Raw genomic sequence first — 24,888 nt, 5'->3', positions numbered from 1 at the left:
TCTGTTGAGCGCTCATTCTCACGATCATGGTCATCACCACCATCACGGCCACAACCATCACCCTCACGGTGATGAACAAGCCGCTGGCCCGTTTCCTTGGCGGCGCATGGCCTGGGCGGTGTTGCTGGTGCTGTTTGCGGTGGCGGCCGCCAGCCTGGTGCAGGTGCGTTCCGGCGAAGCCACGGTGATTACGCGGTTCGGCAACCCGTCGCGGGTGCTGCTGGAGCCAGGGCTGGGCTGGCGCTGGCCGGCGCCGTTCGAAGCGGCGATCCCGGTGGACCTGCGCCTGCGCACCACCTCCAGCGGTTTGCAGGACGTGGGCACCCGCGATGGCTTGCGGATTATCGTGCAGGCCTACGTGGCGTGGCAGGTGCAGGGCGATGCCGACAATGTGCAGCGTTTTATGCGCGCGGTGCAGAACCAGCCGGATGAAGCCGCGCGGCAGATTCGCACCTTCGTCGGCTCGGCGCTGGAGACCACTGCGGCCAGCTTTGACCTGTCCAGCCTGGTCAACACAGACGCCAGCCAAGTGCGCATCGCTGATTTTGAGGCACAGTTGCGCCAGCAGATTGATCAACAATTGCTCACCACTTATGGCGTGCGCGTGGCGCAAGTCGGTGTCGAGCGTCTGACCTTGCCGTCGGTCACCCTCACCGCCACCGTTGACCGCATGCGCGCCGAGCGCGAGACCATCGCCACCGAACGCACCGCCGTGGGCAAACGTGAAGCGGCGCAGATTCGCTCCGCCGCCGAACGTGATGCGCGCATCGTGCAGGCCGATGCCACGGTGAAAGCCGCCGATATCGAGGCGCAGTCGCGGGTCGAAGCGGCGCAGATCTATGGCCGTGCCTACGCCGGCAATCCGCAGCTGTACAACCTGCTGCGCTCGCTGGACACCTTGGGCACGGTGGTGACGCCGGGCACCAAAATCATCCTGCGCACTGACGCCGCGCCGTTCCGCGCACTGGTGGACGGGCCGAAGGATGTTCAGCCATGAGTGAGCGTGACAGCCCGGACAGCCCATGGATCCAGGCCGGGCGCCTGACCTTCCTGGCGCTGTACGCGGTGACGGTGTTGGCGGCGTTGGCCTGGGCGTTTTCCAATGTGCGCCAGATCGACCCGCAGAACCGCGCCGTGGTGTTGCACTTCGGCGCGCTGGACCGTATTCAAAACGCCGGCCTTTTATTGGCGTGGCCGCAGCCGTTCGAGCAGGTGGTATTGCTGCCGGCAGCCGACCGTGTGATTGAGCGTCGGGTGGAGAACCTGCTGCGTTCCGACGCGGCGACCCAGGCCGACCGCGTGGCCACCTTTGCCGCGCCGTTGAGCGACGCGCTGGCAGGCTCCGGCTACTTGCTGACAGGCGACGCCGGTGTGGTGCAGCTGGATGTGCGGGTGTTCTACAAGGTCACCGAACCCTACGCGTTTGTGCTGCAGGGCGAGCACGTGCTGCCGGCGCTGGATCGCCTGGTGACGCGCAGCGCCGTGGCGCTGGCGGCGGCGCGCGACCTGGACACCATTTTGGTGGCGCGCCCGGAATTGATCGGCAGCGATAACGGCGCCGCCGAACGCCGTGAGCGGCTGCGCGGTGATCTGGTGCAAGGCATCAATAAACGCTTGGCGGACTTGGCCTCCACCGGTTTGGGGTTGGGCATCGACGTGACGCGTGTCGATGTGCAATCAAGCCTGCCGGGCCCGGCGGTGAATGCCTTCAACGCAGTGCTGACGGCCAGCCAACAAGCCGATAAAGCCGTGGCCAATGCGCGCACCGACGCGGAAAAACTCACCCAAGCCGCCAATCAGGAGGCTGACCGAGTCGTACAAGTGGCCCACGCCCAAGCCAGCGAACGCCTGGCCAATGCCCAAGCGCAAACGTCCACCGTCGCCAGCCTGGCCCAGGTCAAAGACCCAGGCCTCATGCTGCGTCTGTACCGCGAACGCTTGCCGAAGATTCTCGGCCAGGCCGGTTCGGTGACCACGGTCGATCCCAAAGACGACTCCCGCTTGATCATCCAGGGAGCCGAACAATGAGCGCGCCTATGTTGACGTCCGCCGAGCAGCGCAGTGCTGCCCGGCAATTGACCCTGGCCATGTTGGCCTTGGGCTTGCTGGTATTGGGTTTGGTGTGGCGCTGGCTGGCGCCGGACCAGAACGGTGTCAGCCAACTGCTGCTCGGCGTCGCTTCCTTGCTGGTGGCCGTGCCGGTGATGCGATCGGCCTGGTACAGCCTGCGTTACCCGAGCCTGCATGGCATCACCGACCAATTGATCGCCCTGGCGATGATCGGCGCGTGGGCCACGGGCGATCTGCTGACGGCTGCATTGCTGCCGATCATCATGATTTTCGGCCACGTGCTGGAAGAGCGCAGCGTGATTGGCTCCCAGGAAGCGATTCATGCCCTGGGCAAACTGACCCGCAGCCATGCGCGGTTGGTGCAGGCCGACGGCAGCATTGTAGAAGTGGATAACGGCACGCTGAACAGCGGCGATATCGTCGAAGTGCGTGCCGGTGATCGCGTGCCGGCCGATGGTGTGGTGCTGTCGGGCCAGGCGAGCCTGGACACGGCGCCGATCACCGGTGAGTCGGTGCCGCTGGAAGCCAGCGTGGGCGTGCAGGTGTTTGGTGGCGCGATCAACCTCGACGGCTTGCTGCGCCTGGAAGTGACGCGCACCGGTAACGAATCGACCCTGGGCAAAGTCATTGCGCTGATGCAGAACGCCGAACGTTCCAAGCCGCCGATCACACGGTTGCTGGAGCGTTACGCCGGCAGCTATATGGTGCTGGTGTTGCTGCTGGCGGCGGTGACCTGGTTTGTGACCAATGACGCCCAGGCGATGTTGGCCGTGCTGGTAGCGGCGTGCCCGTGCGCCTTGGTGCTGTCTGCCCCGGCCACGGCGATTGCCGGGATTGCAGTGGCGGCGCGGCACGGAATTTTGATTCGCAGCTCGGCATTTCTCGAGGAGTTGGCGGACCTGACCTCGCTGGTTGTGGATAAGACCGGCACGCTGACGTTTGGCACGCTGCGTTTGCAATCCATCGACACCACGGCGCCGGATCGGCAGGTGGTGTTGAACCTTGCCGCCAGCCTGGGTTCGGCCAGCAGCCATCCGGTCAGCCGTGCGTTGGCGGGGCTGGCAACGCAGGAGCAAATGCTGGGGCTGACGGATATTCGCGAACGCCAGGGCCTGGGCGTGGTGGCGCAGACCGAGCAGGGCGAAGCGGCCTTGGGGCGCCCGGAGTTGTTCGAGCAATTGGGTATCGTGACCACCCGCGTCCCTGATCATGACGGCCCGATTGCCGGGCTGGCGCTGAACGGCCAGTTCCTCGCCTGGCTGTTGCTCGCCGACAGCGTCAAGCCGGAAGCGCGCCAGGCCCTGCAGGAGCTACGCGACTTGGGCCTGGGCCGCCAACTGCTGCTGACCGGTGACCGTCAAAGCGTGGCCGACAGCCTGGCGCTGGATGTCGGTATCAGCGACGTCGAAGCCCAGGCACTGCCGGAAGACAAGCTCAACCGCGTGCTCGGGGAAATCGGCAGTGGCTTTCGGCCAATGGTCGTCGGCGATGGCATCAATGACTCGCTGGCGCTCAAGGCGGGCGTGGTCGGTGTGGCAATGGGCGCGGGCGGTGCGGACATCGCGCTGGCGTCGGCGGATGTGGTGTTGATCGGCAGCGACCTGCGGCGCCTGGGCACGTGTGTGCGCTTGAGTCGCCAGTGCCGCCACACGTTGCAGGTCAACGTGATCATCGGGTTGGGCTGGACGCTGGCTATTGTGGTGTTTGCCGCGTTTGGCTGGCTGGGTGCGGCCGGCGCCATGATTGCGGCGGTGTTGCATAACTTGAGCACCCTGCTGGTACTGGGCAATGCCGGGCGTTTGCTGCGCTTTCAGGAGCCACTTTTGAAGCTTGAAGAATAATTTCAGAAATATCTGCATACAGCTGTAACGCCGATAAGGGTCCTCACTCTAGTGGTATGTCGAGACTGAACACTCCGTTCAGACCGGCACCCCTACCGATCATGAGGACTCTAAAAATGAACTTCAAATCCGCTGCTGCTGGTGCCGCCCTTGCGATGGCCGCCGCTACCCTGTTTGCTGGTGTTGTGACCCAGGCTCAAGCCGCTGACACGGCTGTGCACTGCTACGGTATCAACGCGTGCAAAGGCCAGAACGACTGCAAAACCAAGGACCATGCTTGCAAAGGTCAGGGTTCTTGCAAAGGCCAGGGCTTCCTCGCCAAGCCCTCCGCTGCTGCCTGCATGAAGGCTGGCGGCACCGTCGGCGAGTAACCGGCACCGAGTGCACCCGCAGCGGACGCCCCCCACCGCTGCGGACACTTTGCCCTGGAGTGAGTCATGTCCGCGTCCCTTCCAAGTCTGGGTTACGGCCTGGGTTTACGCAGTGAGTACTACCAGCAGATCCTTGAACAATCGCCGGCCGTGGATTGGTTTGAAGTGATCTCCGAGAATTATCTGGTCCAGGGCGGTAAAGCCTTGTACTACCTGGATGCGATTGCCGAGCGCTATCCCTTGGTGATGCACGGTGTGTCCCTGTCCATCGGCGGGCCGCATGCCCTCGATATCGATTACCTGAAACACATCAAGCAGCTCGCCGAGCGCATCCAGCCGGCGTGGGTTTCCGATCACCTGTGCTGGAGCCGCGGCAACGCCCATCAGCTGCATGACCTGCTGCCGCTGCCCTACACCGAAGAAAGTCTCTACCACGTGGCCGGCCGCGTGCGCCAAGTGCAAGACGTCTTGCAGCGTCCACTGGTGCTGGAAAACGTTTCCAGCTATGTGCGTTCCAAGGCCGACGAATTCACCGAGTGGGAATTCCTCAAGGCCCTGGCCCACCTGACCGGCTGCCAGCTGTTGCTGGACGTGAACAATGTGTATGTCAGCTCGCGTAACCACGGCTTCGACGCCTGGACGTTTATCCGCAGCCTGCCGCCTGAAAGCATCCGCCAACTGCACTTGGCCGGGCATAGGGATTACGGCGACTACGTGGTCGATACCCATGATCACCCGGTGTGCGATCCGGTGTGGGCGCTGTATCAACAGACGCTGGAGCTGTTGGGGCCGGTCTCGACATTGCTGGAGCGCGATGACCATTTCCCGCCGTTCGAAGAGCTGCTCGCCGAGTTGAGCAAGGCCCGTGAGCTGGGCGCCAGCGCGTTGGCCAGGAGGGCGTTATGCGCCTGATCGACTGGCAGTTGGCGTTTGAGCAGCATCTATTGTCCGAAAGCTCGGTGGCCAACAGTGGGTTTGCCGCGACCTTGCTGGGTGGGCCGACTCTGGATGTGGACACGGGCCTGGCGATTTACCACAACGCCTATGTGTCGCGTCTTCAGGAGGTGTTGCGGCATGACTTCGGCGCCATCCGCTATTGGCTGGGTGACGACGAGTTTGCATTACTGACAGACGCCTATGTGCGCCGCTATCCGTCGGCCCATTACAGCCTGCGTTGGCTGGGCGAGCGGTTCCCGGCGTTTCTCGTCGAGCATCTGGTGCAAGAGCACAGCGCGCCGCTGGCCGAGTTGGCGCGATTGGAGTGGGCGTTTACCTTGGCGTTCGATGCGCCGCAGGGTGAGCCGCTGGGTGTGAATGACATGGCGCAGCTGGCCCCCGAAAACTGGCCGGGTTTGCAGGTAGGTCTGGCGCCTTCGGTGCAACAGGTGCTGTGCCAGTTCAATAGCGTGGCGATCTGGCGGGCCAGCAAGGATGAGTCGGATTTCCCTGACAGCCAGGCGCTGGAGCTGGCGCAGATGTGCCTGGTGTGGCGTCACCAGAATGTGTGCCATTACCGCAGCCTTGAGCCGGCTGAAGCCTGTGCGCTGGCGGGCATGGTGACCACCGGCTGGAATTTTTCAGAACTGTGCACAGGGTTGGCAGTCACTTATGGAGAGGGGGCGCCACTGCAAGCGGTGACCTGGCTGAAACAGTGGATCCAGGACGGTTTGCTCGAGCATCGAGCCTTATAGTTAAGTGCTATTAAATCGATAGCCTCCTACTTTGTCTTCGGATGGTCTACCCTCACTCCAGACGTCTGAAACAAGGGGGGACTACTCATGCTCGCGCAACTTCCACCGGCCTTACAGAATCTCAAGCTACCGCTGCGTCTTCGACTCTGGGACGGCCATGAATTTAACCTGGGCCCCGAGCCCAGTGTGACGATCGTGGTAAAGGACCCCACGGTCGTTTCCAGCCTGACTCATCCAACGCTGGACTCATTGGGCGAAGCCTTCGTCGAGGGCAGACTGGAGCTGGAAGGCTCCATCAGCGAAGTAATCCGAGTATGCGACGAGCTGAGTCACGCCCTGATTGAAGACGACGAGGAGAGTCGTCCGGTACGCTCGATCCACGACAAGGCCACTGATGCCGCGGCCATTTCCTACCATTACGACCTGTCCAACGAGTTCTACCAGCTGTGGCTGGATCAGGACATGGCGTACTCCTGCGGTTATTTCGAAACCGGCAGCGAATCCATCGATCAGGCCCAACAAGACAAATTTCGCCACCTGTGCCGCAAGTTGCGGCTGCAGCCAGGCGAGTATTTGCTCGACGTCGGCTGTGGTTGGGGTGGGCTGGCGCGTTTTGCGGCGCGCGAGTTCGGCGTCAAAGTGTTTGGTATCACGCTGAGCAAAGAACAGTTGGCGTTGGCCCGTGAACGGGTCAAGGCCGAGGGGCTGGAAGACCAGGTAGACCTGCAACTGCTCGACTACCGCGATCTGCCGCAGGACGGTCGTTTCGACAAGGTGGTGAGCGTGGGCATGTTTGAGCACGTCGGCCACGCCAACCTGGCGGAGTACTGCAAGGTGCTGTTTGGCGCCGTGCGCGAAGGCGGCCTGGTGATGAACCACGGCATCACCGCCAAGCACACCGACGGTCGCCCCGTAGGCCGTGGCGCCGGCGATTTTATCGAGCGATATGTGTTCCCCAACGGCGAGCTGCCGCACCTGGCGATGATGACGGCGGAAATCAGCGAAGTCGGGTTGGAAGTGGTCGACGTCGAAAGCCTGCGCCTGCATTACGCGCGCACGCTGGACCATTGGAGTGAACGCCTGGAAGACAACCTCGAGGCGGCCGCCAAGATGGTGCCGGAGCAAGCGTTGCGGATCTGGCGGCTGTACCTGGCCGGGTGCGCATATGCGTTTGCGCGGGGCTGGATCAACTTGCACCAGATATTGGCAGTGAAGCCTCACGCTGATGGCAGCCATGAACTGCCGTGGACGCGGGAAGATATTTACCGCTGATTTTCAACACACTGCAGATTAAAAAAACTGTGGGAGCTGGCTTGCCTGCGATGGCGGTATATCAGGACCAGATTGGTCGACTGATACACCGCTTTCGCAGGCAAGCCAGCTCCCACATTTGTTTCTGTGTTGTTTGTTAGAGAATCGGTGAGATCAAACGCGCCACTCGCATGCCCAGCTGTTGCAGGCGGCGGGTCTCGCGGCTTTCTTCGTGGCTGACTTCATGGGCTTGTGCGAAGTCGTCCAGCAGCATCTGCTCCACCTGGCTGGCAAACGCTTCATCGACCGTCAGCAACATCACTTCAAAATTCAGCCGGAACGAACGGTTGTCCATGTTCGCACTGCCGATTGCGCTGATTTCGCTGTCCACCAGCACCACTTTCTGATGCAGGAAGCCTGGCTTGTAGCGGAACACGCGCACGCCAGCGCGTACGGCTTCGATGGCGTAGAGGCTGGAGGCGGCGTAGACGATACGGTGATCAGGCCGCGACGGCAGCAGCAGGCGCACATCGACCCCGCGCAAAACCGCCAGGCGCAGGGCGGCGAACACCGCTTCATCGGGCACGAAATACGGGCTGGTGATCCACACGCGCTCGGTCGCCGCATGGATAGCCTCGACGAAAAACAGCGAGCAGGTTTCATACGGATCGGCCGGGCCGCTGGCGAGCAATTGGCAGAGCACGCCGTCTTCGGGGTAGGCGTCAGGCAGGATCAGCGGCGGCAGCTCGCGCGCGGCCCAGAACCAGTCTTCGGCAAACGACTCCTGCAGGCACGCCACCACCGGGCCGGTAACCTGCACGTGGGTGTCGCGCCACGGCGCCAGTGGCGGTTTTTTGCCCAAGTATTCATCGCCGACGTTATGCCCGCCGACAAAGCCGGTGAGGCCGTCGACCACCACGATCTTGCGGTGGTTACGAAAGTTGACCTGGAACCGATTGAGCCAGCCGCTGCGCGTGGCGAACGCTTTGACTTTGACCCCGGCGTCGCGCAGCGACTGCACATAGCTGTGGGGCAGCGCGTGGCTACCGATGCGGTCGTAGAGCACGTGAATATCTACACCTTCGGCAGCTTTTTCCTTCAGCAGGGCGTGCAACTGCCTGCCAAGATCGTCGTCATGAATGATAAAAAACTGGAACAGCACCGCCGTCTTAGCCTGGCGAATCGCCGCGAAAATCGCGCTGAACGTGGCATCGCCATTAATCAGCAAGCGCACGTCATTGTTGGCCAGGCACGGCATGCGGCCCAATTTGGGCATGGCGCGCAAGGACGCATAGGCGTGGGAGTTGCGCGCTGTCAGGGCTTCTTCGACCCACGGGCGCCAGTTCAGCGCGGTGATGGCGGTGTGCATTTCCTGGTTGGCCTGGCGACGCGCCTGGATGTACGCGTCAAAGGTGCTGCGGCCGAAGATGAGGTAGGGAATCAGCGTCAGGTAAGGCATGAACATCAGCGACAAGGCCCAGGCGATCGAGCCTTGGGCGGTCCTGACGGTCAGCACCGCGTGGATCGCGGCGAGCGTCCCGAGAAAATGCAGCGTGGCAATGAAGTAGGCGAGCAGGTGCGGGCCAAAAAAATCCATGAACGACATCACTCCAGGCAATCCAGTGCCCTAACAGACCATGTTCGACGACGAATGTCGCTATTTTATTTGCCGTGCAACACTGGCACCTTTGCAGCGTCTAACGCCCACAATTACCCAGGAGTTATCCGATGAATGCTCGTCTGCTTGGTTTGGCCATGGTTGTTGGATTGACGCTGCCCGTGGCGGCTCAGGCGCAGATGCTGGCGCCGGGCCTGTGGGAATTGACCACCAGCAATATGAAAGTCGATAACCAGGACTTGCCCGACCTGTCGCTGATCCTCGGTCAGCTCAAGCAACAGATGACGCCCGAACAGCGCGCCATGCTCGAAAAACAGGGCATCACCATGGCCGGCAAAGGCGTGCAGGTTTGCCTGACGCCTGCCCAGGTCGCGTCTGATTCCATTCCCTTGACCGACCCGCAATCGGGCTGCAAACAGCAAGTGACCGACAAAACCGGCAACCAGTGGAAATTCCGTTTCAGCTGCCCGAAAGCCCAAGGCACTGGCGTTGCGACCTTCCAGAGCCAGCAGGAATTCACCACCACCGTCAACGGTACCTTCAATGCCACCGGCGTTCAGCAGAAGGGCAGCCTGGACACTCATGCCCAATGGCTGGGCAACGATTGCGGTACGGTCAAACCCCGCGCTTAACGCAGAAAGTGCAGGGGCAGCCCCTGGCAACTGTCGATCACCTGGCCGTTGTGCCACGCCAGGTGGCCGGACACCAGGGTGGTGCTGACGCTGTGGCGAAAGCTGCGCTCGGCGAAGGGCGTCCAGCCGCAGCGTGCGAGAATCGGCTGGCTGCTGACGGGTTTGCCTTCGGGCTCAGGTTTGATCAGCACCAGATCGGCCCAATAACCCTCACGTAGATAGCCTCGATCCGGGATAGCGAACAGGTCGGCCACACGGTGACTGGTCTTTGCCACCAGTGTGGTCAGCGGCAAATGCCCGTCAATCACCAGCTCCAACAACGCCGGCAGCGCGTGCTGCACCAATGGCAGGCCTGACGGCGCTTCGCGATAGCCCAACTGTTTTTGCGCCCAGGTATGCGGCGCATGATCACTGCCGATCACATCCAGACGATTACTCAGCAAGGCCAGGCGCAGCGCGTCGCGGTCGGCGCGGGTCTTGATCGCCGGGTTGCATTTGATCTGGTGGCCAAGGCGGTGATAGTCGCGGTCATCGAACAGCAGATGATGCAGGCAAACCTCGGCAGTGATGCGCTTCTCGGCCAAAGGCTTGTCTTCGAACAGGGCCAACTCGCGAGCGCTGGTCAGGTGCAGCACGTGTAGGCGCGTGCCGTGCCGCTGGGCCAGTTCCACCGCAAAAGACGATGAGCGAAAACAGGCTTCGGCATCCCGGATCAGCGGGTGGGCGACGGCGGGAATGTGCTCGCCGAAGCGCTCACGCAGGCGCTGCTCATTCGCCAGGATGCTCGGCGTGTGTTCGCAGTGGGCGAGAAGGATGGTCGGTACTTCGGCAAACAGCCGCTCGAGAATTCGCGGGTCGTCCACCAGCATGTTGCCGGTGGAGGCGCCCATGAACACTTTCACCCCGGCCACTTCACGCGGATCGAGGGCGGCGACGATGTCCAGGTTGTCGTTGCTCACACCAAAGTGAAAGCCGTAGTTGGCCACCGAGTGCAGCGCGGCGCGGCGCTTCTTATCGGCCAGGGCTTCCAGGTTCAGGGTGGCAGGGTGGGTGTTGGGCATGTCCATGAAACTGGTGATGCCACCGGCCACCGCCGCGCGGGATTCACTGTAAAAACTGCCTTTGTCGGGCGCGCCAGGTTCGCGAAAGTGCACCTGGTCGTCGATCATGCCTGGCAGCAGCCATTGACCCTGGGCGTCAATTTCCACCGGCTCGTTGTAGCCTTCGAGGCTGGCGGCAATCTTCTCGATGCGGCCATTGGCGACCAGTACATCGGCATCGAACTCCCGGCCTTCATTCACCAGGCGGGCATTGCGAATCAGCAGGCGGCTCATGGTTCAGAACTCGTTTTGCAGGGCTTTGTAACCACGCACCAGGTCGACGTTGGTACGTGCCACGTCTTCAGAAAACTCTGAGGCGCTGACACTCACCGGCGGAAATTGCGACAGGTCGGTGTTTGGGCCAATGCGGGTGGTGGAGGGCACGTAGAACGCGGCGGGCAGGTCGCGGCCGTCGACCACCGAGTTGTGGCGCACCACGCAGCCATCGCCGACGGCGCAGTTGAACAGCACGCTGTTGAAGCCGATAAACACGCGGTCGCCGACGGTGCAGGGGCCATGGACGATGGAGCGATGCGCGATGGAGGTAAATTCTCCAATGGTCACCGCCGCGCCGGATTTGGAGTGGATGACCACGCCGTCCTGAATGTTTGAATTGGCGCCAATGGTGATCGGGTCCATGTCGCCGGTGGCGTCGACTTCGTCAGCGCGGATCACGGCGTAAGGGCCGACGAAGACGTTTTCGCCGATGATGACCTTGCCGCAGATGATCGCGGTTTTATCCACGTAGGCCGATTCGGCAATCACCGGCAGATCGCCGGAAGGGTTTTTGCGGATCATGCAGCGGGCTCCTTTTTTAGGGGCGAGGTGATGATGTGAACGTAGGCGCCGTCGATGGCGTTGTAGAAGCAGGTGGGCCGGCCGGTGTGGCAGGCCGGGCCTTGTTGGTCGACGATCAGCAGCACGGCGTCGCCGTCGCAATCCAGCCGGGCCTCGACCAGCTGTTGCCAGTGACCGGAGCTTTCACCTTTGCGCCACAGCTGCCCGCGCGAGCGCGACCAATAGCAGACTTGCCCGGTGGCCAGGGTTTCGGTGAGGGCCTGGCGGTTCATCCAGGCCAGCATCAACACCTCGCCGCTGCCGTGTTGCTGGGCGACGGCGGCAATCAGGCCGTCGCTGTTCCACGCCATGGCGTCGAGCACGGTGTCGAGTGGAAAGCGGCTGCCCATGGCAGCCTCTTCCAGGTCGAGCATGCTCAGGGTCATGGCTTGCTCAGGGCTGCGCACAGGGTGTTGAGGTTGTATTCGAACAGCCCGGTAAAGGTGCTGGCCGGGCCTTCGGCGGCGAGGGCGTCGGAGTACAAGGTGCCGCCGATCTGCGCGTCGCTTTCGTCAGCAATCTGCTTAAGCAGGCGCGAGTCTTTGATGTTCTCCATGAACACGGCTTTGACCTTGTCTTTGCGGATCTGGGTGATCAGCGCCGCGACTTCGGCGGCAGACGGTTCGCGTTCAGTCGACAGACCCTGGGGCGCGAGGAACTGAATGCCATAGGCCTGGCCCAGGTAACCGAAGGCGTCATGCGAGGTGACGATGCGACGGTTGCCCGGTGGCAGCGCGCCGAACCGGGTCTTGGCCTCGGCCAGCAGGCGGTAGATTTCTTTCAGGTAGGTTTGGCTGTTGCGCTGGTAATCGGCTGTGTTGGCCGGATCGGCGGCAATCAACGCCTTGGTGATGTTGTTCACATAGATTTCGGCGTTTGCCAGGTTATGCCAGGCGTGCGGGTCGGGGATGGTTTCGCCGTCTTCTTCCATGGTGTGAGAGATCACGCCTTTGCTGGCGGTCACGACCGTGGCTTTGGTTTCGGTACTGGTCACCAGGCGGTCCAGCCAGGGCTCGAAGCCAAGGCCGTTCTTGATGATGACCCGGGCCTTGAGCAGCGCCTTGGCGTCGTCCGGCGTGGGTTCGTAGGTATGGGCGTCGGCGTCCGGGCCGACCATGTTGCTGATCTGGATGTGATCGCCACCGATCTGGTGGGTGATGTCATCCAGAATACTGAAGCTGGTCACCACTTGAAGTTTGTCGGCGGCCTGAGCCATCGACAAGGGCAGCAGAAGGCTGAACATCACGAGTAGAGCGCGCATCGGGAAACACCTCATTGGGATGTAAGAGAGGGCGGGCGGCGCAGCAAGCCGTGCACCGGACCGAAGACCACGGACAGCAAATACCCGCCGCCCGCCACCAGCACGATGGCCGGGCCGCTGGGCAGTGAGTAGTAGAACGACAGCAACAAACCGAACCACACCGACAGGCATCCCAGCACCGCCGATACTGCAATCAACACCGGCAGGCGCCGGCTCCAGAAGCGTGAAGCAATCGCCGGCAACATCATCAAACCCACCACCATCAACGCGCCGATGGCCTGGAAACCGATCACCAGGTTCAGCACCACCAAGGTCAGAAATAACCCGTGTGCGAGTGGGCCGAGGCGGCTGACGGTTTGCAGGAACAATGGGTCGAGGGTGTCGAGCAGTAACGGTTTGTAGATCAGCGCCATGGCGATCAGGCTGAAACCGGAGACCCAGAGCATGCCGGTAAGGGTGGTTTCATCCACGGCCAACGCGGAGCCGAACAGCAGGTGCAGCAGGTCCAGGCGCTTGCCTGCGATGCCGAGGATCAGCACGCCGGCGGCGAGGGAGATCGGGTAGATGGCGGCAAGGCTGGCGTCTTCACGCAGGCCGGTGCGGCGAGTGATCCACGCGGATAAACCGGCCATGCTCAGGCCGGCACCGAGGCCGCCGATGGTCAGCGCGGGCAGGCTGAGCCCGGCAAACCAGAAGCCCAGCGCGGCGCCTGGCAGGATGCCGTGAGCCACCGCGTCGCCGATCAGGCTCATGCGCCGCAGGATCAGAAACACACCCAGCGGCGCGGTGCTGCAGGCGAGTACAAGCCCGCCGATGAGTGCGCGGCGCATGAACACGAAGTCGAAAAAGGGCATCCACAGGTGGGCGGCAAAGTGCATCAGGCCACCTGCATTTGGGGTTGGGGGCGGATCAGCTCTTTGCTGGGGCCGAACACGCACCCGGTGCTTTTGATCTGCACCAGGTGCTGGGTGTGGTGGCGCACGGAGGCCAGGTCGTGACAGACGACTATGATTGTGCGGCCCTGGTCGTGCCAGGCGTGAATGTGTTTCCAGCACAGCGCCTGTCCGTCTTCATCGAGGGCGGCGTGGGGTTCGTCGAGTAACAACACGGGCGTTTCGGCCAGGCTCATGCGGGCGAGCAGGGCGCGTTGCAGTTCGCCGCCGGACAAGGCCATCAGCGGGCGATGTTCCAGCCCACTGAGGCACCAGTCCTCCAGCACCGCCTGCAGACGTTCGTTGCGTTGGGCTGGCGTGAGCTGGGTGCCCCAGAAGCCGGCGGCGACCAGCTCTTGCAGGTTGATGGGGAACTGGCGATCCAAGTGCTGCTGCTGCGGCAGGAACGACAGGCCACCCCGGCGCGGAACCTCCACGCTGACCTTGCCCGCCAGCGGTTTTTGCAAACCGGCGATCACTTTGAGCAGGCTGCTTTTGCCGGTGCCGTTGGCGCCAATGATGCCGGTGAGGCTGCCTTTTTCCAGGGTCAAATCCAGTGCCGGGGTGAGCGGTTGCCCAGGTGCACCCCAGCGCAAAGCGTTACAGGTGATCATGCAGAGTCTCTCGTCCAGCGGCTTTCAGCCACGGCATCGTGCGCGTGCAGGCTTTCGGCGTGGATCACTTTCAGGTGGAAGGCTTTGACGGCATCCGAGCGTTTCAAGGCGAGGTTGAGGCGGCGTGCGGCGTCTTCACAGAACATCAGGTTCTGCCCGTTGGCCAGGGCGAAGGCTTGTTCGTCCGCACGTTTCACCGCGGTTTGCACGGCGGTACCGAGCGCGGCTTCGACGTCATCGATCAGGTCGGTGAGCGGCAAGGTGGACTGATTGGCGTCCAGCTCAATGGAGAGTTGTGCGCTGCTGCGTTGGCTGTGGGGCGTGGCGACGATGCCGTTGGCGCTGCCGAGCCAGGTCAGTACGTCTTCGTGTTGCAGTGGTGTGTTGGCGAAATCTTCAAGAAATTGCTGCTGAATCAATTGCCTGGCGAGCGCAGCGGAGCAGGGGCAAGTTGAGGAATAGGTAACGTCAATTTTTAGTTCCACGTGGAACATCTGGTTTTCCAGACGTGCCTCGATGCACACCGGGTAGCCTTTCCAGCCAACCAATGGGCTGACCAATGCCGGGCGTTTGAGCAGCAAATCCGTGTGAATTCGTAGGTAGGCGTTCTTAGATAATCCTTCATGACTCTCAAGAAAGCGCTGCAGTACATTACGCAGAAGTGCAGGCGTAAGAAGCTGCTGGTCGAGCATTTCCAGGGCCAGGTACAGGCGCGACATATGAATGCCGCGGGCCTCGCCGTCGTCCAGGCTGACGCCTGCATCGGCGGTGGCAGTCAGGCGTTGGCCGTCGATGAGAATGGGCAAGGCGATGCCGCACATGCCTACCCAGTCGAGCGGCAAGGCTTGGCGTGAAGCCTGCGCGGCGATATCCGGCAGAGTCAGCGCATTCATGAGCAGGTCCATCGTTGGAAATAAAAAGACATGTTATATTATAACTATTGAGTCGACGATGATTTTTCTGCTCCAGCCTTTCTTCAGTCATGTCGAGCAGGGACGCTCCTCTATTCGCGGTATATGTCATGCACAGACGTCAGCTCCTCAACCTGCTGCTGGTCAGCCCTCTGTTCTCCTTTCCATTGGGGGCTTTTGCCACGCAGATTCGCAATGCGCGCCTGTGGCGCTCCGACGACAAACTGCGGCTGGTGTTCGACCTCAGCGGCCCGGTGCAATACAAGACCTTTTCCCTGACCTCACCGGAGCGCTTGATCATCGACCTGAGCGGCGCCGGACTCAGCGGCGATTTCTCGCAACTGGCGTTGAAGAACAGCGGAATCACTTCGATCCGCTCCGGGCATTTTGGCAAAGGTGATACGCGCATCGTGCTGGACCTGGCCGCACCGATGCAGGTCAACAGCTTCTTGTTGCCGCCGCAGGATGGCCAAGGTCATCGCCTGGTACTCGACCTGAGCAGCGCCACCCACGCGCCGCGCCAGATCGCCGCGCAGCCGCAACCTCTGGTGGCGCCGGTGGACAAGGCGCATCCCAAGCGCGACATCATCGTAGTGGTCGATCCCGGCCACGGTGGCAAAGACCCAGGCGCAATCGGTTCCAAGGGCCAGCGCGAAAAGGACGTGGTGTTGTCCATCGCCCAATTGCTGGCCAAACGCTTGAAGCGTGAGAAAGGCTTTGACGTGAAACTGGTGCGCAACGATGACTTCTTCGTACCGCTGCGCAAGCGCGTGGACATCGCCCGTCAGCACAAGGCGGATATGTTTATCTCGGTGCACGCCGACGCCGCGCCACGGCTCACGGCCTCCGGGGCGTCGGTGTATGCGCTTTCTGAAGGCGGCGCCACCTCCGCCACGGCGCGCTTCATGGCGCAGCGTGAAAATGGCGCGGACTTGCTGGGTGCCACCACCTTGCTCAATCTCAAGGACAAAGACCCGATGCTGGCCGGGGTGATTCTCGACATGTCGATGAACGCCACCATCGCCTCCAGCCTGCAGCTGGGCAGCTCGGTGTTGGGCAGCCTGCAAAACATCACCACGCTGCACCAGAAGCGCGTGGAACAGGCAGGGTTTGCGGTGCTCAAGTCACCGGATGTGCCGTCGATCCTGGTCGAGACCGGGTTCATTTCCAACACCCAGGACGCCCAGCGGCTAGTCACTGCGCGCCATCAACAGGCGGTGGCGGATGGGCTTTTCGAAGGCCTGAAAAAGTACTTCGAGAAGAACCCGCCGATGAACAGCTACATGGCGTGGGTTCAGGAGCAGAAGAACGGCCAGGTCTAGCAGCCGGTAATACGGCTGCACGTGAACTTCGCACGGGTGCCGCCTGAGCTGGAAAACCGGTTGATGGTGGTCCAGCCCACGCGGCGCGTGTAGCCGACCCACGCCTCACCATCGGACGCCAACCCGGTAAAGAACGTCAGCTGCCCATAGCGGCTGTTGGTCTGTGCCCAGTAGCGTTTACCGATCACCTCGAAACCGCGCAAATACGTGGTGCTGCCGGCAGTCGCTACGCTGTAGGCATTCCCCAGCGGATCCACGCAAGCCAGCAGGTTGGCGCTGCGTACGCAGGTAGCCGCCAGGGTCGGCGTTTGTGCGCAGGCAGGTCCTGCCACTGCCAATAACAGGGCGCACAGCAGATATTTCATAAGGTTTCTCGGGGGCTGGAACGGGTTCAAGCATTGCGCCCTTCGTCGTGACGAGCAAGGGGATTGGCTTATTTGTGTTGTTATACTATAACATAAAAACACAGCCTGACCCGTGAACCGCTCTCCATGACTGAACAAGACCTCCTTGCCCAATCGCCCAACGATTACATGAATGAAGCCCAGCAAGGCTTCTTCCGCGAGCTGCTGCTGGGCCAGCGTTTTGAACTGCAAGCGCGCATCGAAGCCGAGTTCCTGGTGCTGCGCGAGCAGGAAACCAACAGCGACCCCGCCGATGTGGGTAGCGCCGAGGAACAGCGCCAATGGCAACTGCGCCTGCTGGAGCGCGAAAAAAAGCTGCTGGACAAGATCGACGACGCGCTTGAACTGCTGGCCCGTGGCGAATACGGCTGGTGCCGTGAAACCGGCGACCCCATTGGCCTGAAACGCTTGCTGCTGCGCCCCACAGCGACCCTGAGTATCGAAGCCAAAGAACGTGAAGAGCTGCGCGAACGCCATCAACGGGCGATTTGACCGGCCAACCCTGATGAGGAACACCTGATGCCCAATCGTCTCCCCGTTACCGTGTTGTCCGGCTTTCTCGGCGCCGGCAAAAGCACGCTGCTCAACTACGTCCTGCGCAATCGCGACAATTTGCGAGTGGCGGTGATCGTCAACGACATGAGCGAAATCAACATCGACGGCAGCGAGGTGCAGCGCGACGTCACCCTCAACCGCTCCGAAGAAAAACTGGTGGAGATGAGCAACGGCTGCATCTGCTGCACCTTGCGTGAAGACTTGCTGGAAGAAGTCGGAAAACTCGCCAAAGAAGGTCGGTTCGATTACCTGTTGATCGAATCCACCGGCATTTCCGAGCCGTTACCCGTGGCCGAGACCTTCACCTTCCGCGACGAAAACGAGCAAAGCCTGGCCGATATCGCGCGCCTGGACACCCTGGTCACCGTGGTCGACGGCATGAACTTCCTGCTCGACTACCAGGCCGCCGAAAGCCTGGCCTCACGCGGTGAGACCCTGGGAGAGGAGGACGAACGCTCAATCACTGACCTGCTGATTGAGCAGATCGAATTTGCTGACGTAATCCTGATCAGCAAGATCGACCTGATCAGCAGCCGTGAGCGCGAGGAACTGATGGCGATTCTCGAACGCCTCAACGCTCAGGCCGAAATTATCCCGATGGTCATGGGCGAAGTGCCGCTGAACAAAATCCTCAACACCGGCCGCTTCGACTTCGAGCGCGCCGCCCAGGCGCCGGGCTGGTTACAGGAACTGCGCGGTGAACATGTGCCGGAAACCGAAGAATACGGCATCGCCTCCACGGCTTATCGCGCGCGCCGGCCGTTTCATCCTCAGCGTTTTTTCGACTTTATCGACCGCCCGTGGGTGAACGGCAAACTGCTGCGCTCCAAGGGCTTTTTCTGGCTGGCCAGCAAGCATCAGGATGCAGGCAGTTGGTCCCAGGCTGGCGGGCTGATGCGCTATGGTTTTGCCGGGCGTTGGTGGCGTTTTGTGCCGAAAAGCCAATGGCCGCAGGATCAAGAAAGCGTGGCGGCGATCATGGCCAACTGGCAGCTGAGTACCGGTGATTGCCGCCAGGAATTGGTGTTCATCGGGCAAAACATCGACTTCAACCACATGCGTACCGAACTGGACGCCTGCTTGCTCACCGATGAAGAAATGGCCGTTGGCGTTGAAGGTTGGCGCCTGCTGGCTGATCCCTTTGGCCCCTGGCTCGAGCAGGTCGCCTGATGCTGGCCCCGGTTATCCCATTGCGCCCCGTGATCCGCCAAACGCGCGGTGAAACCCCGCTGGCGCTGGCTGACATTCTGGAAGACGGGGTGAACCTGGCGGTTTGGCAGCGTCAACTGCCGCTGCATATCGCCGAATTCGGTGCCCTGCTGGTGGCGCTCAATGAGCCGCTGGCCGATTCCAGGGTAATTGAGCTCAACAACGAAGACGCTGTACCGAATTTGCAGGGTTTGGCATCCAGTTGCCGCGACCTTGAAGGCTACGAAGGCTTTATTGCCGATGTGTCCTGGTTGGTCAGCGCGTTTGCCTGTTTGCTGGGCGCCAAGCGCATTGGCGTGCGCTTGCGGCTGCTGGACAAGGCCATGTGCCCGCGTTTTCACGTTGACCACGTGCCGGTGCGACTGATCACCACCTACGCCGGCATTGGCAGCCAGTGGCTGCGCGAAGGTGTGATGGACCGCCGTAAGCTGGCCCAGTCGGACGCGCAACCCACCGAACGCATCGAGCAGATCCTCTGTGGCGAAGTCGCCATGCTCAAGGGCACCCAATGGCATGGCAACGAAGCTCACGGCTTGATTCATCGCTCGCCTGCACTCAAGGCTGATGAGCGACGGTTGATCCTGACACTGGATTGGCTCGCATAACCGGGTAGGATCAAGCTCTCTACACGGTCTGAATGATGCCACTGATGCTGCAGAACATTCCCACCCACGTGATTGCCGGGCCGTTGGGCGCCGGCAAGACCAGCCTGATCAAACACCTGCTGGCCCAACGCCCGGCCAACGAGCGCTGGGCCGTGTTGATCAACGAGTTCGGGCAGATCGGTCTGGACGCTGCCTTGCTCACTCAGGATGACGACGGCATTGCCTTGGGCGAGGTGGCAGGCGGCTGCCTGTGTTGTGTGAATGGTGCACCGTTCCAGGTAGGCCTGGGCCGCCTGCTGCGTAAGGCCAAGCCTGATCGGCTGTTTATCGAGCCCTCGGGCCTGGGCCACCCGGCGCAGTTGCTCAGGCAACTGCGGCAGGCGCCGTGGCAGGACGTGCTGGCGGTCCAGCCGTGCGTACTGGTGCTGGATGCCCAGGCGCTGGCGGCGGGTAAACCCTTGCCTGATGCGCAACGCGAGACGCTGGCCAGTGCCGGGCTGTTGGTGTTGAACAAGGATGAGGCGCTGGATGCCGCGCAGCGCCAGGCCATTGAACAGCAATTACCCGACTGCCCGCTTTACTGGACGCGCCAGGCGCACGTGCCGCTCGACCTGTTGCCCGGCTTGGACGCGCAAGGCCGCACTGCTGTGGATAACTTCGATGCGCCCAAAGGCTTAGCGCAGATGCCAGCCATCTGGACCGATCCGACGCTGCCAATCTGCCTCAGCCTGGCTCAAGAGGGCGGCTGGAGCATCGGCTGGCGTTGGCACCCTAGTCAGCAATTCGACACCGTGCGCCTGAACCGCTGGCTGACAAGTCTGGTGTGGCGCCGCGCCAAACTGGTTATCCACAGCCCTGAAGGTTGGCTCAGCGCCAACGCTGTGGATAACGGCGCACTCCTCTGGCAACTGAGCGAATGGCGCCGTGACTCACGTATTGAATTGATCTTCAGTCAGCCACAGGACGTGGCTGCATTGCAGGACGCCTTGACCGCCTGCCGTCAGTGACGGTTCTTGCTGGCGTGGTCCTGGCGCCATTGGCTCAGCTCGATCACTTCAGCGCTGGGCAACGGCGTTTTGATCTCGAACGGGTAGGGCGCCAGTTCGATCTGCGCGCTGTGAGCACCAAACTGAGTGATCGTCCCGGGATGGCGTGCTTCGCCGGTCACGGTGAACTCAAAATTGTAGATGCGCGCCAGACGTCGCCGACCCTTGGCGTCCCTCACAAAACCGATGCGTTTCAACGCCACCGCGCCATCGAGCAGCTCGATATCGAGCTTGGCGCAATGCTGCTTGACCCGCTCCAGCGCCCGCTCGCGCAGGCCGTGGTTGTGCCAGACCCAGGCGGCGCCGGTCGCCAGCAGCATCAACACAAAGATGTTTCCCAGGGTCAGCATGCGATGAACTCCAACAAAGTGAGAGCAGCTTAACTGTGTCTCTGGTCTGTCGTACAGGCCGTGTTTAGTCGCATACTGCGCGGCCAGAATTTCAATGGCTTTACGGAAATCTCCCGCATGAAACGCACACCTCATCTGCTTGCGATCCAGTCTCATGTGGTTTTTGGCCACGCCGGAAACAGCGCCGCCGTGTTCCCCATGCAGCGGGTCGGGGTGAATGTCTGGCCGCTCAACACGGTGCAGTTCTCCAATCACACTCAGTATGGTCAGTGGGCGGGCGAAGTGTTGGCGCCGCAGCAGATTCCGGCGCTGGTAGAAGGGATTGCCGCAATCGGCGAGTTGGGTAACTGCGATGCAGTGCTGTCCGGCTACCTCGGCAGCGCAGCCCAAGGCCGTGCGATTTTGACCGGCGTGGCGCGCATCAAGGCCATCAACCCCAAGGCCTTGTACTTGTGCGACCCGGTGATGGGCCACCCGGAAAAGGGTTGCATCGTGCCCCAGGAAGTCAGCGATTTCCTGTTGGACGAAGCGGCAGCGATGGCGGATTTCCTTTGCCCCAACCAACTGGAGCTGGACAGCTTTGCCGGGCGCAAGCCGCAATCGCTGTTCGATTGCCTGGGCATGGCCAAGGCGCTGCTGGCGCGCGGGCCCAAGGCCGTGCTGGTCAAGCACCTGGATTATCCGGGCAAGCTGCCGGACGGTTTTGAGATGCTGTTGGTGACTGCCGATGGCAGCTGGCACCTGCGTCGGCCACTGCTGGCGTTCCCGCGTCAGCCGGTGGGCGTGGGCGACCTGACGTCGGGGCTGTTCCTGGCGCGGGTGCTGCTGGGTGACAGCCTGCTGGCAGCCTTCGAATTCACCGCCGCCGCGGTGCATGAAGTGCTGCTGGAAACCCAGGCCTGCGCCAGTTACGAGCTGGAACTGGTCCGCGCCCAGGACCGCATCGCCCATCCTCGCGTGCGCTTCGAAGCCACCCCGATCGGTCTGTAACCCAACAAAACCCAATGTGGGAGCGGGCTTGCCCGCGATAGCGGTGGATCATGACAGATCGCTATCGCGGGCAAGCCCGCTCCCACATTTTGATCTGGTTTGCAGCTCGGGTCTTACGGCCCGTCTGCCTTGATTTCCTGATAGCGCTTTTCCAGCTCCTGGCGAATCTGCCGGCGCTGCTGCGCCTGCACGAACCGGCGCTTGTCTTCGCTGTTGTGCGGCTGCAGTGGCGGCACGGCGGCGGGTTTGCGCTGGTCGTCCACGGCCACCATGGTGAAGAAGCAGCTATTTGTATGGCGCACCGAGCGCTCGCGGATGTTCTCGGTCACCACCTTGATGCCCACCTCCATCGACGTATTGCCGGTGTAGTTAACCGAGGCGAGGAAGGTCACCAGCTCACCGACATGGATCGGTTCGCGAAAAATCACCTGGTCCACCGACAAGGTCACTACATAGCGACCGGCATAACGGCTCGCACAGGCGTAGGCCACTTCGTCGAGGTACTTGAGCAGGGTGCCGCCGTGAACATTGCCTGAGAAGTTGGCCATGTCAGGGGTCATCAGTACCGTCATCGACAGCTGGGCGTTTCCGGGTTCCATAGCACACTCACGGGTTGTAGGCATCGGTTGGGGTGGCACCTCTGCGGGTGCTGAAATCTTTGCAGCGCCATCCCTAACGGGACGCCGGTGGGCGGCTTGCCGTCACGCCTGCACCGATCTGTTTCCATATATTGCACCGGCTTTCTGCCGGAAGTCGCGGTGTTAACCTTCAAAAGCCCGTCTCAGGGCATTTCTTACGATTAAGGCCGACTTTTCCTTCCGCTTATTGCGACCGTTCATAGGCGCCGGTGGAAGTGGGAAAAGCGCCAGTACCTTCAAGGAGCCCCTCGCCATGCACGCCATCAGCTTTATCCAGGACTTGGCCGTGATCATGCTGGTGGCAGGGGTTGTCACCATCCTGTTTCACCGCCTCAAGCAACCGGTGGTGTTGGGGTATATCGTCGCCGGGTTCATCATCGGCCCTCACACGCCACCGTTCGGCCTGATCCACGACGAAGACACCATCAAGACCCTCGCCGAGCTGGGGGTGATCTTCCTGATGTTTTGCCTGGGCCTGGAGTTCAGCCTGCGCAAACTGTTCAAGGTCGGCGCCACGGCGTTTATCGCCGCATTCCTCGAGATCATCCTGATGATCTGGATCGGCTACGAAATCGGCCGCTGGTTCGATTGGAACACCATGGACTCGCTGTTCCTCGGCGCCATCCTGGCGATCTCCTCAACCACCATCATCGTCAAGGCGCTCAACGACCTGAAGATGAAAAACCAGCGCTTTGCCCAGCTGATTTTCGGCGTGCTGATCGTAGAAGACATCCTCGGTATCGGCATCATCGCCTTGCTGTCGAGCATCGCCGTCAGCGGCACGGTCAGCTCCGGCGAGGTGTTTTCCACCGTCGGCAAACTCTCGCTGTTCATGATCGTCGCGCTGGTCATCGGCATTCTGCTGGTGCCGCGCCTGCTGGCCTATGTGGCCAAGTTCGACAGTAACGAGATGCTGCTGATCACTGTGCTCGGCCTGTGTTTCGGCTTCTGCCTGCTGGTGGTGAAGCTCGAATACAGCATGGTGCTGGGCGCGTTCCTGATCGGCGCGATCATGGCCGAATCCCGTCAGTTGATTAAGATCGAACGCCTGATCGAGCCGGTTCGCGACATGTTCAGCGCGATCTTCTTTGTCGCGATTGGCTTGATGATCGACCCACAGATCCTGCTGCAATACGCCTGGCCCATCGCGGTCATCACCGTGGCGGTGGTACTGGGCAAAATGTTGTCTTGTGGCCTGGGGGCGTTTATCGCTGGCAACGACGGCCGCACCTCACTGCGCGTAGGCATGGGGCTGTCACAGATTGGGGAGTTTTCCTTCATCATCGCCGCATTGGGGATGACCTTGCAGGTGACCAGCGACTTCCTCTACCCGGTGGCCGTGGCGGTGTCGGCGATCACCACGCTGCTCACGCCGTACCTGATTCGCGGCGCCGACCCGTTATCGTTGAAGATTGCGGCGGTGATGCCCAAGCGCATGAGCCGGGTGTTCGGTATGTATGGCGAATGGTTGCGCAGCATCCAGCCTCAGGGCGAGGGCGCAATGCTGGCGTCGATGATTCGCAAGATCATCCTGCAAGTGGGGGTAAACCTGGCGCTGGTGGTGGCGATCTTTTTTGCCGGCAGCTTTTTTGCGGCGCGCATCGGTGGGTATCTGGAGGGCTGGATAAGTGACCCAAGCTGGCAGAAGGCGTTGATCTGGGGCGGGGCGTTGCTGTTGTCGCTGCCGTTTTTGATTGCGGCGTATCGCAAGCTCAAGGCGCTGTCGATGTTGCTGGCAGAGATGAGCGTCAAGCCGGAAATGGCCGGAAGGCATACCCAGCGCGTACGACGAGTGATCGCCGAACTGATCCCCATCCTGTCGCTGCTGGTGATTTTCCTGCTGCTGGCAGCCTTGTCGGCCAGTATCTTGCCAACCAACAAGTTGCTGGTGCTGATCGCCGTGGTGGCGGCAGCGGTGGCGGCGGTGCTCTGGCGGTGGTTCATCCGCGTGCATACGCGGATGCAGGTTGCCTTGCTGGAGACCCTGGATAACCACAAGGACACGCCGGAGCACTAAGCCGAGTGGCGCATTCTTGTGGCGAGCGAGCTTGCTCGCGTTGGGCTGCGCAGCAGCCCTAAAACCGCCACATCGCAACATCTGAAAGAACGCGTCGCCCTGGTTGGGGCCGCTTCGCAGCCCAGCGCGAGCAAGCTCCTTTGCCACAAAAGCTTTGCGGAATCAGCTTTCCAGCCAGACGTCCCGCGCCCAGTGCCACACCGATTCCCAGGTTTCTTCGGTAACCAGTTCTTCTTCGCCGGACCACAGCACCACGGTGCCGTCTTCTTCGACGCAGTAGTAGTCGTCACCGTCCTGGCAGATCGGGATCATGCTGCGGTCAACACCGGCATCCCAGGCGTTGGCGGCAACGTCCGGCAGGTAGGTGTGGGACTGCGGGTCGGTAACTGTCACCGGCTCCAGGCTGCCATACACCACGTCGCTGACGGTGAGCAGGAATTCGCGGAAGACAAACGGGATGTCGATGAACAGTTGTTCTTCGATTTCCACAATTTGGTCTTCGTCAGGCAGTTCCAGAGGAACCGGGACCGGTTCGTTGGCTTCACGCAATTGTTCGATGATTTCTTCCACGGCCGGGATCCTCTTGCTAGTTGGCGCGGTTAATAGGGCGTTTTATACAGTAG

27 protein-coding genes are annotated in these 24,888 nt (G+C 61.5%); 15 read left to right on the top strand and 12 right to left on the bottom strand.

The features are described from left to right. The first annotated feature begins 1 nt into the window (after nt 1). From hflC to cfaB, 7 genes are all read left to right on the top strand, one after another. Nucleotides 2-997 carry a protease modulator HflC gene (gene hflC, locus FPT15_RS02840; RefSeq protein ID WP_178119650.1) on the top strand — a complete coding sequence of 332 codons (996 nt, stop codon included), beginning with the start codon at nt 2-4 and terminating at the stop codon, nt 995-997. After that, nucleotides 994-2,028 (top strand): protease modulator HflK, encoded by a 1,035-nt coding sequence (hflK, locus tag FPT15_RS02835; RefSeq protein ID WP_145158360.1) that lies wholly within the window; start codon nt 994-996, stop codon nt 2,026-2,028. Before hflC ends, hflK begins: the two co-directional genes overlap by 4 nt. Further along, nucleotides 2,025-3,911: a cation-translocating P-type ATPase gene (locus tag FPT15_RS02830; protein ID WP_145158358.1), complete on the top strand. Its 1,887-nt coding sequence runs from the start codon at nt 2,025-2,027 to the stop codon at nt 3,909-3,911. The genes hflK and FPT15_RS02830 overlap by 4 nt, the downstream gene beginning before the upstream one ends. Nucleotides 3,912-4,027: 116 nt before the next feature. Beyond that, nucleotides 4,028-4,282, top strand: a complete 255-nt coding sequence (locus FPT15_RS02825; RefSeq protein WP_145158355.1) for a hypothetical protein — start codon at nt 4,028-4,030, stop codon at nt 4,280-4,282. Between the two features lie 66 nt (nt 4,283-4,348). Beyond that, nucleotides 4,349-5,194 carry a DUF692 domain-containing protein gene (locus tag FPT15_RS02820; RefSeq protein ID WP_145158352.1) on the top strand — a complete coding sequence of 282 codons (846 nt, stop codon included), beginning with the start codon at nt 4,349-4,351 and terminating at the stop codon, nt 5,192-5,194. Continuing rightward, complete coding sequence (locus tag FPT15_RS02815) at nt 5,185-5,973, top strand: DNA-binding domain-containing protein (RefSeq protein WP_145158349.1); 789 nt, start codon at nt 5,185-5,187, stop codon at nt 5,971-5,973. Before FPT15_RS02820 ends, FPT15_RS02815 begins: the two co-directional genes overlap by 10 nt. A gap of 87 nt (nt 5,974-6,060) precedes the next feature. Next, complete coding sequence (gene cfaB, locus FPT15_RS02810) at nt 6,061-7,245, top strand: C17 cyclopropane fatty acid synthase CfaB (protein ID WP_145158346.1); 1,185 nt, start codon at nt 6,061-6,063, stop codon at nt 7,243-7,245. A gap of 136 nt (nt 7,246-7,381) precedes the next feature. On the opposite strand, the gene cls is transcribed toward cfaB, so the two are convergent. After that, nucleotides 7,382-8,821, bottom strand: a complete 1,440-nt coding sequence (cls, locus tag FPT15_RS02805; RefSeq protein WP_145158343.1) for a cardiolipin synthase — start codon at nt 8,819-8,821, stop codon at nt 7,382-7,384. Nucleotides 8,822-8,952: 131 nt separating this feature from the next. Here cls and FPT15_RS02800 point away from each other — a divergent pair, with 131 nt between their 5' ends. Continuing rightward, entirely contained in the window at nt 8,953-9,474 is a 522-nt protein-coding gene (locus tag FPT15_RS02800) for a DUF3617 domain-containing protein (RefSeq protein WP_119741192.1), read from the top strand. On the opposite strand, the gene FPT15_RS02795 is transcribed toward FPT15_RS02800, so the two are convergent. From FPT15_RS02795 to folE2, 7 genes are read right to left on the bottom strand one after another with little or no spacing between them, the layout of a single operon-like run. Beyond that, nucleotides 9,471-10,808 (bottom strand): dihydroorotase, encoded by a 1,338-nt coding sequence (locus FPT15_RS02795; protein ID WP_145158340.1) that lies wholly within the window; start codon nt 10,806-10,808, stop codon nt 9,471-9,473. The genes FPT15_RS02800 and FPT15_RS02795 overlap by 4 nt on opposite strands. A 3-nt stretch (nt 10,809-10,811) precedes the next feature. Continuing rightward, entirely contained in the window at nt 10,812-11,372 is a 561-nt protein-coding gene (locus tag FPT15_RS02790; RefSeq protein WP_017135756.1) for a DapH/DapD/GlmU-related protein, read from the bottom strand. Further along, nucleotides 11,369-11,797 carry a phosphoribosyl-AMP cyclohydrolase gene (hisI, locus tag FPT15_RS02785; RefSeq protein ID WP_145158337.1) on the bottom strand — a complete coding sequence of 143 codons (429 nt, stop codon included), beginning with the start codon at nt 11,795-11,797 and terminating at the stop codon, nt 11,369-11,371. Before hisI ends, FPT15_RS02790 begins: the two co-directional genes overlap by 4 nt. Further along, the gene (locus FPT15_RS02780) at nt 11,794-12,672 is read right to left on the bottom strand and encodes a metal ABC transporter substrate-binding protein (RefSeq protein WP_145158335.1); all 879 of its coding nucleotides are present in this window, start codon (nt 12,670-12,672) and stop codon (nt 11,794-11,796) included. Before FPT15_RS02780 ends, hisI begins: the two co-directional genes overlap by 4 nt. Nucleotides 12,673-12,683: 11 nt before the next feature. Continuing rightward, nucleotides 12,684-13,550, bottom strand: coding sequence for a metal ABC transporter permease (locus tag FPT15_RS02775; protein ID WP_145158332.1), 867 nt, complete (start codon nt 13,548-13,550; stop codon nt 12,684-12,686). After that, nucleotides 13,550-14,218 (bottom strand): metal ABC transporter ATP-binding protein, encoded by a 669-nt coding sequence (locus FPT15_RS02770; RefSeq protein ID WP_145158329.1) that lies wholly within the window; start codon nt 14,216-14,218, stop codon nt 13,550-13,552. The genes FPT15_RS02775 and FPT15_RS02770 overlap by 1 nt, the downstream gene beginning before the upstream one ends. Continuing rightward, entirely contained in the window at nt 14,215-15,111 is an 897-nt protein-coding gene (folE2, locus tag FPT15_RS02765) for a GTP cyclohydrolase FolE2 (RefSeq protein WP_145158326.1), read from the bottom strand. Before folE2 ends, FPT15_RS02770 begins: the two co-directional genes overlap by 4 nt. Nucleotides 15,112-15,239: 128 nt before the next feature. Here folE2 and FPT15_RS02760 point away from each other — a divergent pair, with 128 nt between their 5' ends. Then, nucleotides 15,240-16,451 carry an N-acetylmuramoyl-L-alanine amidase gene (locus FPT15_RS02760; protein WP_145158323.1) on the top strand — a complete coding sequence of 404 codons (1,212 nt, stop codon included), beginning with the start codon at nt 15,240-15,242 and terminating at the stop codon, nt 16,449-16,451. Here the strand turns inward: FPT15_RS02760 and FPT15_RS02755 are convergent. Further along, complete coding sequence (locus tag FPT15_RS02755) at nt 16,448-16,816, bottom strand: glutamine synthetase (protein WP_145158320.1); 369 nt, start codon at nt 16,814-16,816, stop codon at nt 16,448-16,450. The two genes, FPT15_RS02760 and FPT15_RS02755, sit on opposite strands and share 4 nt — an antisense overlap. A gap of 126 nt (nt 16,817-16,942) precedes the next feature. Here FPT15_RS02755 and dksA point away from each other — a divergent pair, with 126 nt between their 5' ends. From dksA to FPT15_RS02735, 4 genes are read left to right on the top strand one after another with little or no spacing between them, the layout of a single operon-like run. Continuing rightward, complete coding sequence (dksA, locus tag FPT15_RS02750) at nt 16,943-17,347, top strand: RNA polymerase-binding protein DksA (protein ID WP_145158317.1); 405 nt, start codon at nt 16,943-16,945, stop codon at nt 17,345-17,347. Between the two features lie 27 nt (nt 17,348-17,374). After that, complete coding sequence (gene zigA, locus FPT15_RS02745) at nt 17,375-18,580, top strand: zinc metallochaperone GTPase ZigA (protein ID WP_145158314.1); 1,206 nt, start codon at nt 17,375-17,377, stop codon at nt 18,578-18,580. Further along, nucleotides 18,580-19,224 carry a DUF1826 domain-containing protein gene (locus tag FPT15_RS02740; RefSeq protein ID WP_145158311.1) on the top strand — a complete coding sequence of 215 codons (645 nt, stop codon included), beginning with the start codon at nt 18,580-18,582 and terminating at the stop codon, nt 19,222-19,224. The genes zigA and FPT15_RS02740 overlap by 1 nt, the downstream gene beginning before the upstream one ends. A 44-nt stretch (nt 19,225-19,268) precedes the next feature. Continuing rightward, a complete protein-coding gene (locus FPT15_RS02735; RefSeq protein WP_145158308.1) occupies nt 19,269-20,231 on the top strand; it encodes a GTP-binding protein in 963 nt (320 codons plus the stop codon). On the opposite strand, the gene FPT15_RS02730 is transcribed toward FPT15_RS02735, so the two are convergent. Then, complete coding sequence (locus FPT15_RS02730) at nt 20,225-20,620, bottom strand: DUF3301 domain-containing protein (RefSeq protein ID WP_145158305.1); 396 nt, start codon at nt 20,618-20,620, stop codon at nt 20,225-20,227. The two genes, FPT15_RS02735 and FPT15_RS02730, sit on opposite strands and share 7 nt — an antisense overlap. A gap of 117 nt (nt 20,621-20,737) precedes the next feature. Here FPT15_RS02730 and pdxY point away from each other — a divergent pair, with 117 nt between their 5' ends. Further along, nucleotides 20,738-21,610 carry a pyridoxal kinase PdxY gene (gene pdxY, locus FPT15_RS02725; RefSeq protein ID WP_106575928.1) on the top strand — a complete coding sequence of 291 codons (873 nt, stop codon included), beginning with the start codon at nt 20,738-20,740 and terminating at the stop codon, nt 21,608-21,610. 113 nt (nt 21,611-21,723) lie between these two features. Here pdxY and FPT15_RS02720 read toward each other — a convergent pair whose 3' ends face one another. Then, a complete protein-coding gene (locus FPT15_RS02720; RefSeq protein WP_076013223.1) occupies nt 21,724-22,209 on the bottom strand; it encodes an acyl-CoA thioesterase in 486 nt (161 codons plus the stop codon). Nucleotides 22,210-22,501: 292 nt separating this feature from the next. Between FPT15_RS02720 and FPT15_RS02715 the strand changes: the two genes are divergently transcribed. Then, on the top strand, nt 22,502-24,265 hold the full coding sequence (locus FPT15_RS02715) for a cation:proton antiporter (protein ID WP_145158302.1): 1,764 nt from the start codon (nt 22,502-22,504) through the stop codon (nt 24,263-24,265). Between the two features lie 162 nt (nt 24,266-24,427). Here FPT15_RS02715 and FPT15_RS02710 read toward each other — a convergent pair whose 3' ends face one another. Continuing rightward, nucleotides 24,428-24,835, bottom strand: a complete 408-nt coding sequence (locus FPT15_RS02710; RefSeq protein ID WP_017135771.1) for an SMI1/KNR4 family protein — start codon at nt 24,833-24,835, stop codon at nt 24,428-24,430. Nucleotides 24,836-24,888 lie beyond the last annotated feature (53 nt).

Source organism: Pseudomonas sp. RGB (assembly GCF_007713445.1).
In the GTDB taxonomy this organism is placed as follows: Bacteria; Pseudomonadota; Gammaproteobacteria; order Pseudomonadales; family Pseudomonadaceae; genus Aquipseudomonas.
The sequence above is the reverse complement of the archived record's forward strand: the minus strand, read 5'-3'. Positions and strand labels throughout refer to the sequence as shown.

Excerpts from the sequence above, each read along its gene's own strand:
- FPT15_RS02800 (WP_119741192.1), top strand. The coding sequence starts at position 8,953 with ATGAATGCTCGTCTGCTTGGTTTGGCCATGGTTGTTGGATTGACGCTG.
- cls (WP_145158343.1), bottom strand. The coding sequence starts at position 8,821 with ATGGATTTTTTTGGCCCGCACCTGCTCGCCTACTTCATTGCCACGCTG.
- FPT15_RS02795 (WP_145158340.1), bottom strand. The coding sequence starts at position 10,808 with ATGAGCCGCCTGCTGATTCGCAATGCCCGCCTGGTGAATGAAGGCCGG.
- pdxY (WP_106575928.1), top strand. The coding sequence starts at position 20,738 with ATGAAACGCACACCTCATCTGCTTGCGATCCAGTCTCATGTGGTTTTT.
- FPT15_RS02780 (WP_145158335.1), bottom strand. The coding sequence starts at position 12,672 with ATGCGCGCTCTACTCGTGATGTTCAGCCTTCTGCTGCCCTTGTCGATG.
- FPT15_RS02760 (WP_145158323.1), top strand. The coding sequence starts at position 15,240 with ATGCACAGACGTCAGCTCCTCAACCTGCTGCTGGTCAGCCCTCTGTTC.
- FPT15_RS02815 (WP_145158349.1), top strand. The coding sequence starts at position 5,185 with ATGCGCCTGATCGACTGGCAGTTGGCGTTTGAGCAGCATCTATTGTCC.
- FPT15_RS02825 (WP_145158355.1), top strand. The coding sequence starts at position 4,028 with ATGAACTTCAAATCCGCTGCTGCTGGTGCCGCCCTTGCGATGGCCGCC.
- FPT15_RS02770 (WP_145158329.1), bottom strand. The coding sequence starts at position 14,218 with ATGATCACCTGTAACGCTTTGCGCTGGGGTGCACCTGGGCAACCGCTC.
- dksA (WP_145158317.1), top strand. The coding sequence starts at position 16,943 with ATGACTGAACAAGACCTCCTTGCCCAATCGCCCAACGATTACATGAAT.
- FPT15_RS02790 (WP_017135756.1), bottom strand. The coding sequence starts at position 11,372 with ATGATCCGCAAAAACCCTTCCGGCGATCTGCCGGTGATTGCCGAATCG.
- cfaB (WP_145158346.1), top strand. The coding sequence starts at position 6,061 with ATGCTCGCGCAACTTCCACCGGCCTTACAGAATCTCAAGCTACCGCTG.
- FPT15_RS02830 (WP_145158358.1), top strand. The coding sequence starts at position 2,025 with ATGAGCGCGCCTATGTTGACGTCCGCCGAGCAGCGCAGTGCTGCCCGG.
- folE2 (WP_145158326.1), bottom strand. The coding sequence starts at position 15,111 with ATGAATGCGCTGACTCTGCCGGATATCGCCGCGCAGGCTTCACGCCAA.
- FPT15_RS02775 (WP_145158332.1), bottom strand. The coding sequence starts at position 13,550 with ATGCACTTTGCCGCCCACCTGTGGATGCCCTTTTTCGACTTCGTGTTC.
- FPT15_RS02740 (WP_145158311.1), top strand. The coding sequence starts at position 18,580 with ATGCTGGCCCCGGTTATCCCATTGCGCCCCGTGATCCGCCAAACGCGC.
- hisI (WP_145158337.1), bottom strand. The coding sequence starts at position 11,797 with ATGACCCTGAGCATGCTCGACCTGGAAGAGGCTGCCATGGGCAGCCGC.
- FPT15_RS02720 (WP_076013223.1), bottom strand. The coding sequence starts at position 22,209 with ATGGAACCCGGAAACGCCCAGCTGTCGATGACGGTACTGATGACCCCT.
- hflK (WP_145158360.1), top strand. The coding sequence starts at position 994 with ATGAGTGAGCGTGACAGCCCGGACAGCCCATGGATCCAGGCCGGGCGC.
- FPT15_RS02820 (WP_145158352.1), top strand. The coding sequence starts at position 4,349 with ATGTCCGCGTCCCTTCCAAGTCTGGGTTACGGCCTGGGTTTACGCAGT.
- FPT15_RS02715 (WP_145158302.1), top strand. The coding sequence starts at position 22,502 with ATGCACGCCATCAGCTTTATCCAGGACTTGGCCGTGATCATGCTGGTG.
- zigA (WP_145158314.1), top strand. The coding sequence starts at position 17,375 with ATGCCCAATCGTCTCCCCGTTACCGTGTTGTCCGGCTTTCTCGGCGCC.
- FPT15_RS02735 (WP_145158308.1), top strand. The coding sequence starts at position 19,269 with ATGCTGCAGAACATTCCCACCCACGTGATTGCCGGGCCGTTGGGCGCC.
- FPT15_RS02755 (WP_145158320.1), bottom strand. The coding sequence starts at position 16,816 with ATGAAATATCTGCTGTGCGCCCTGTTATTGGCAGTGGCAGGACCTGCC.
- FPT15_RS02730 (WP_145158305.1), bottom strand. The coding sequence starts at position 20,620 with ATGCTGACCCTGGGAAACATCTTTGTGTTGATGCTGCTGGCGACCGGC.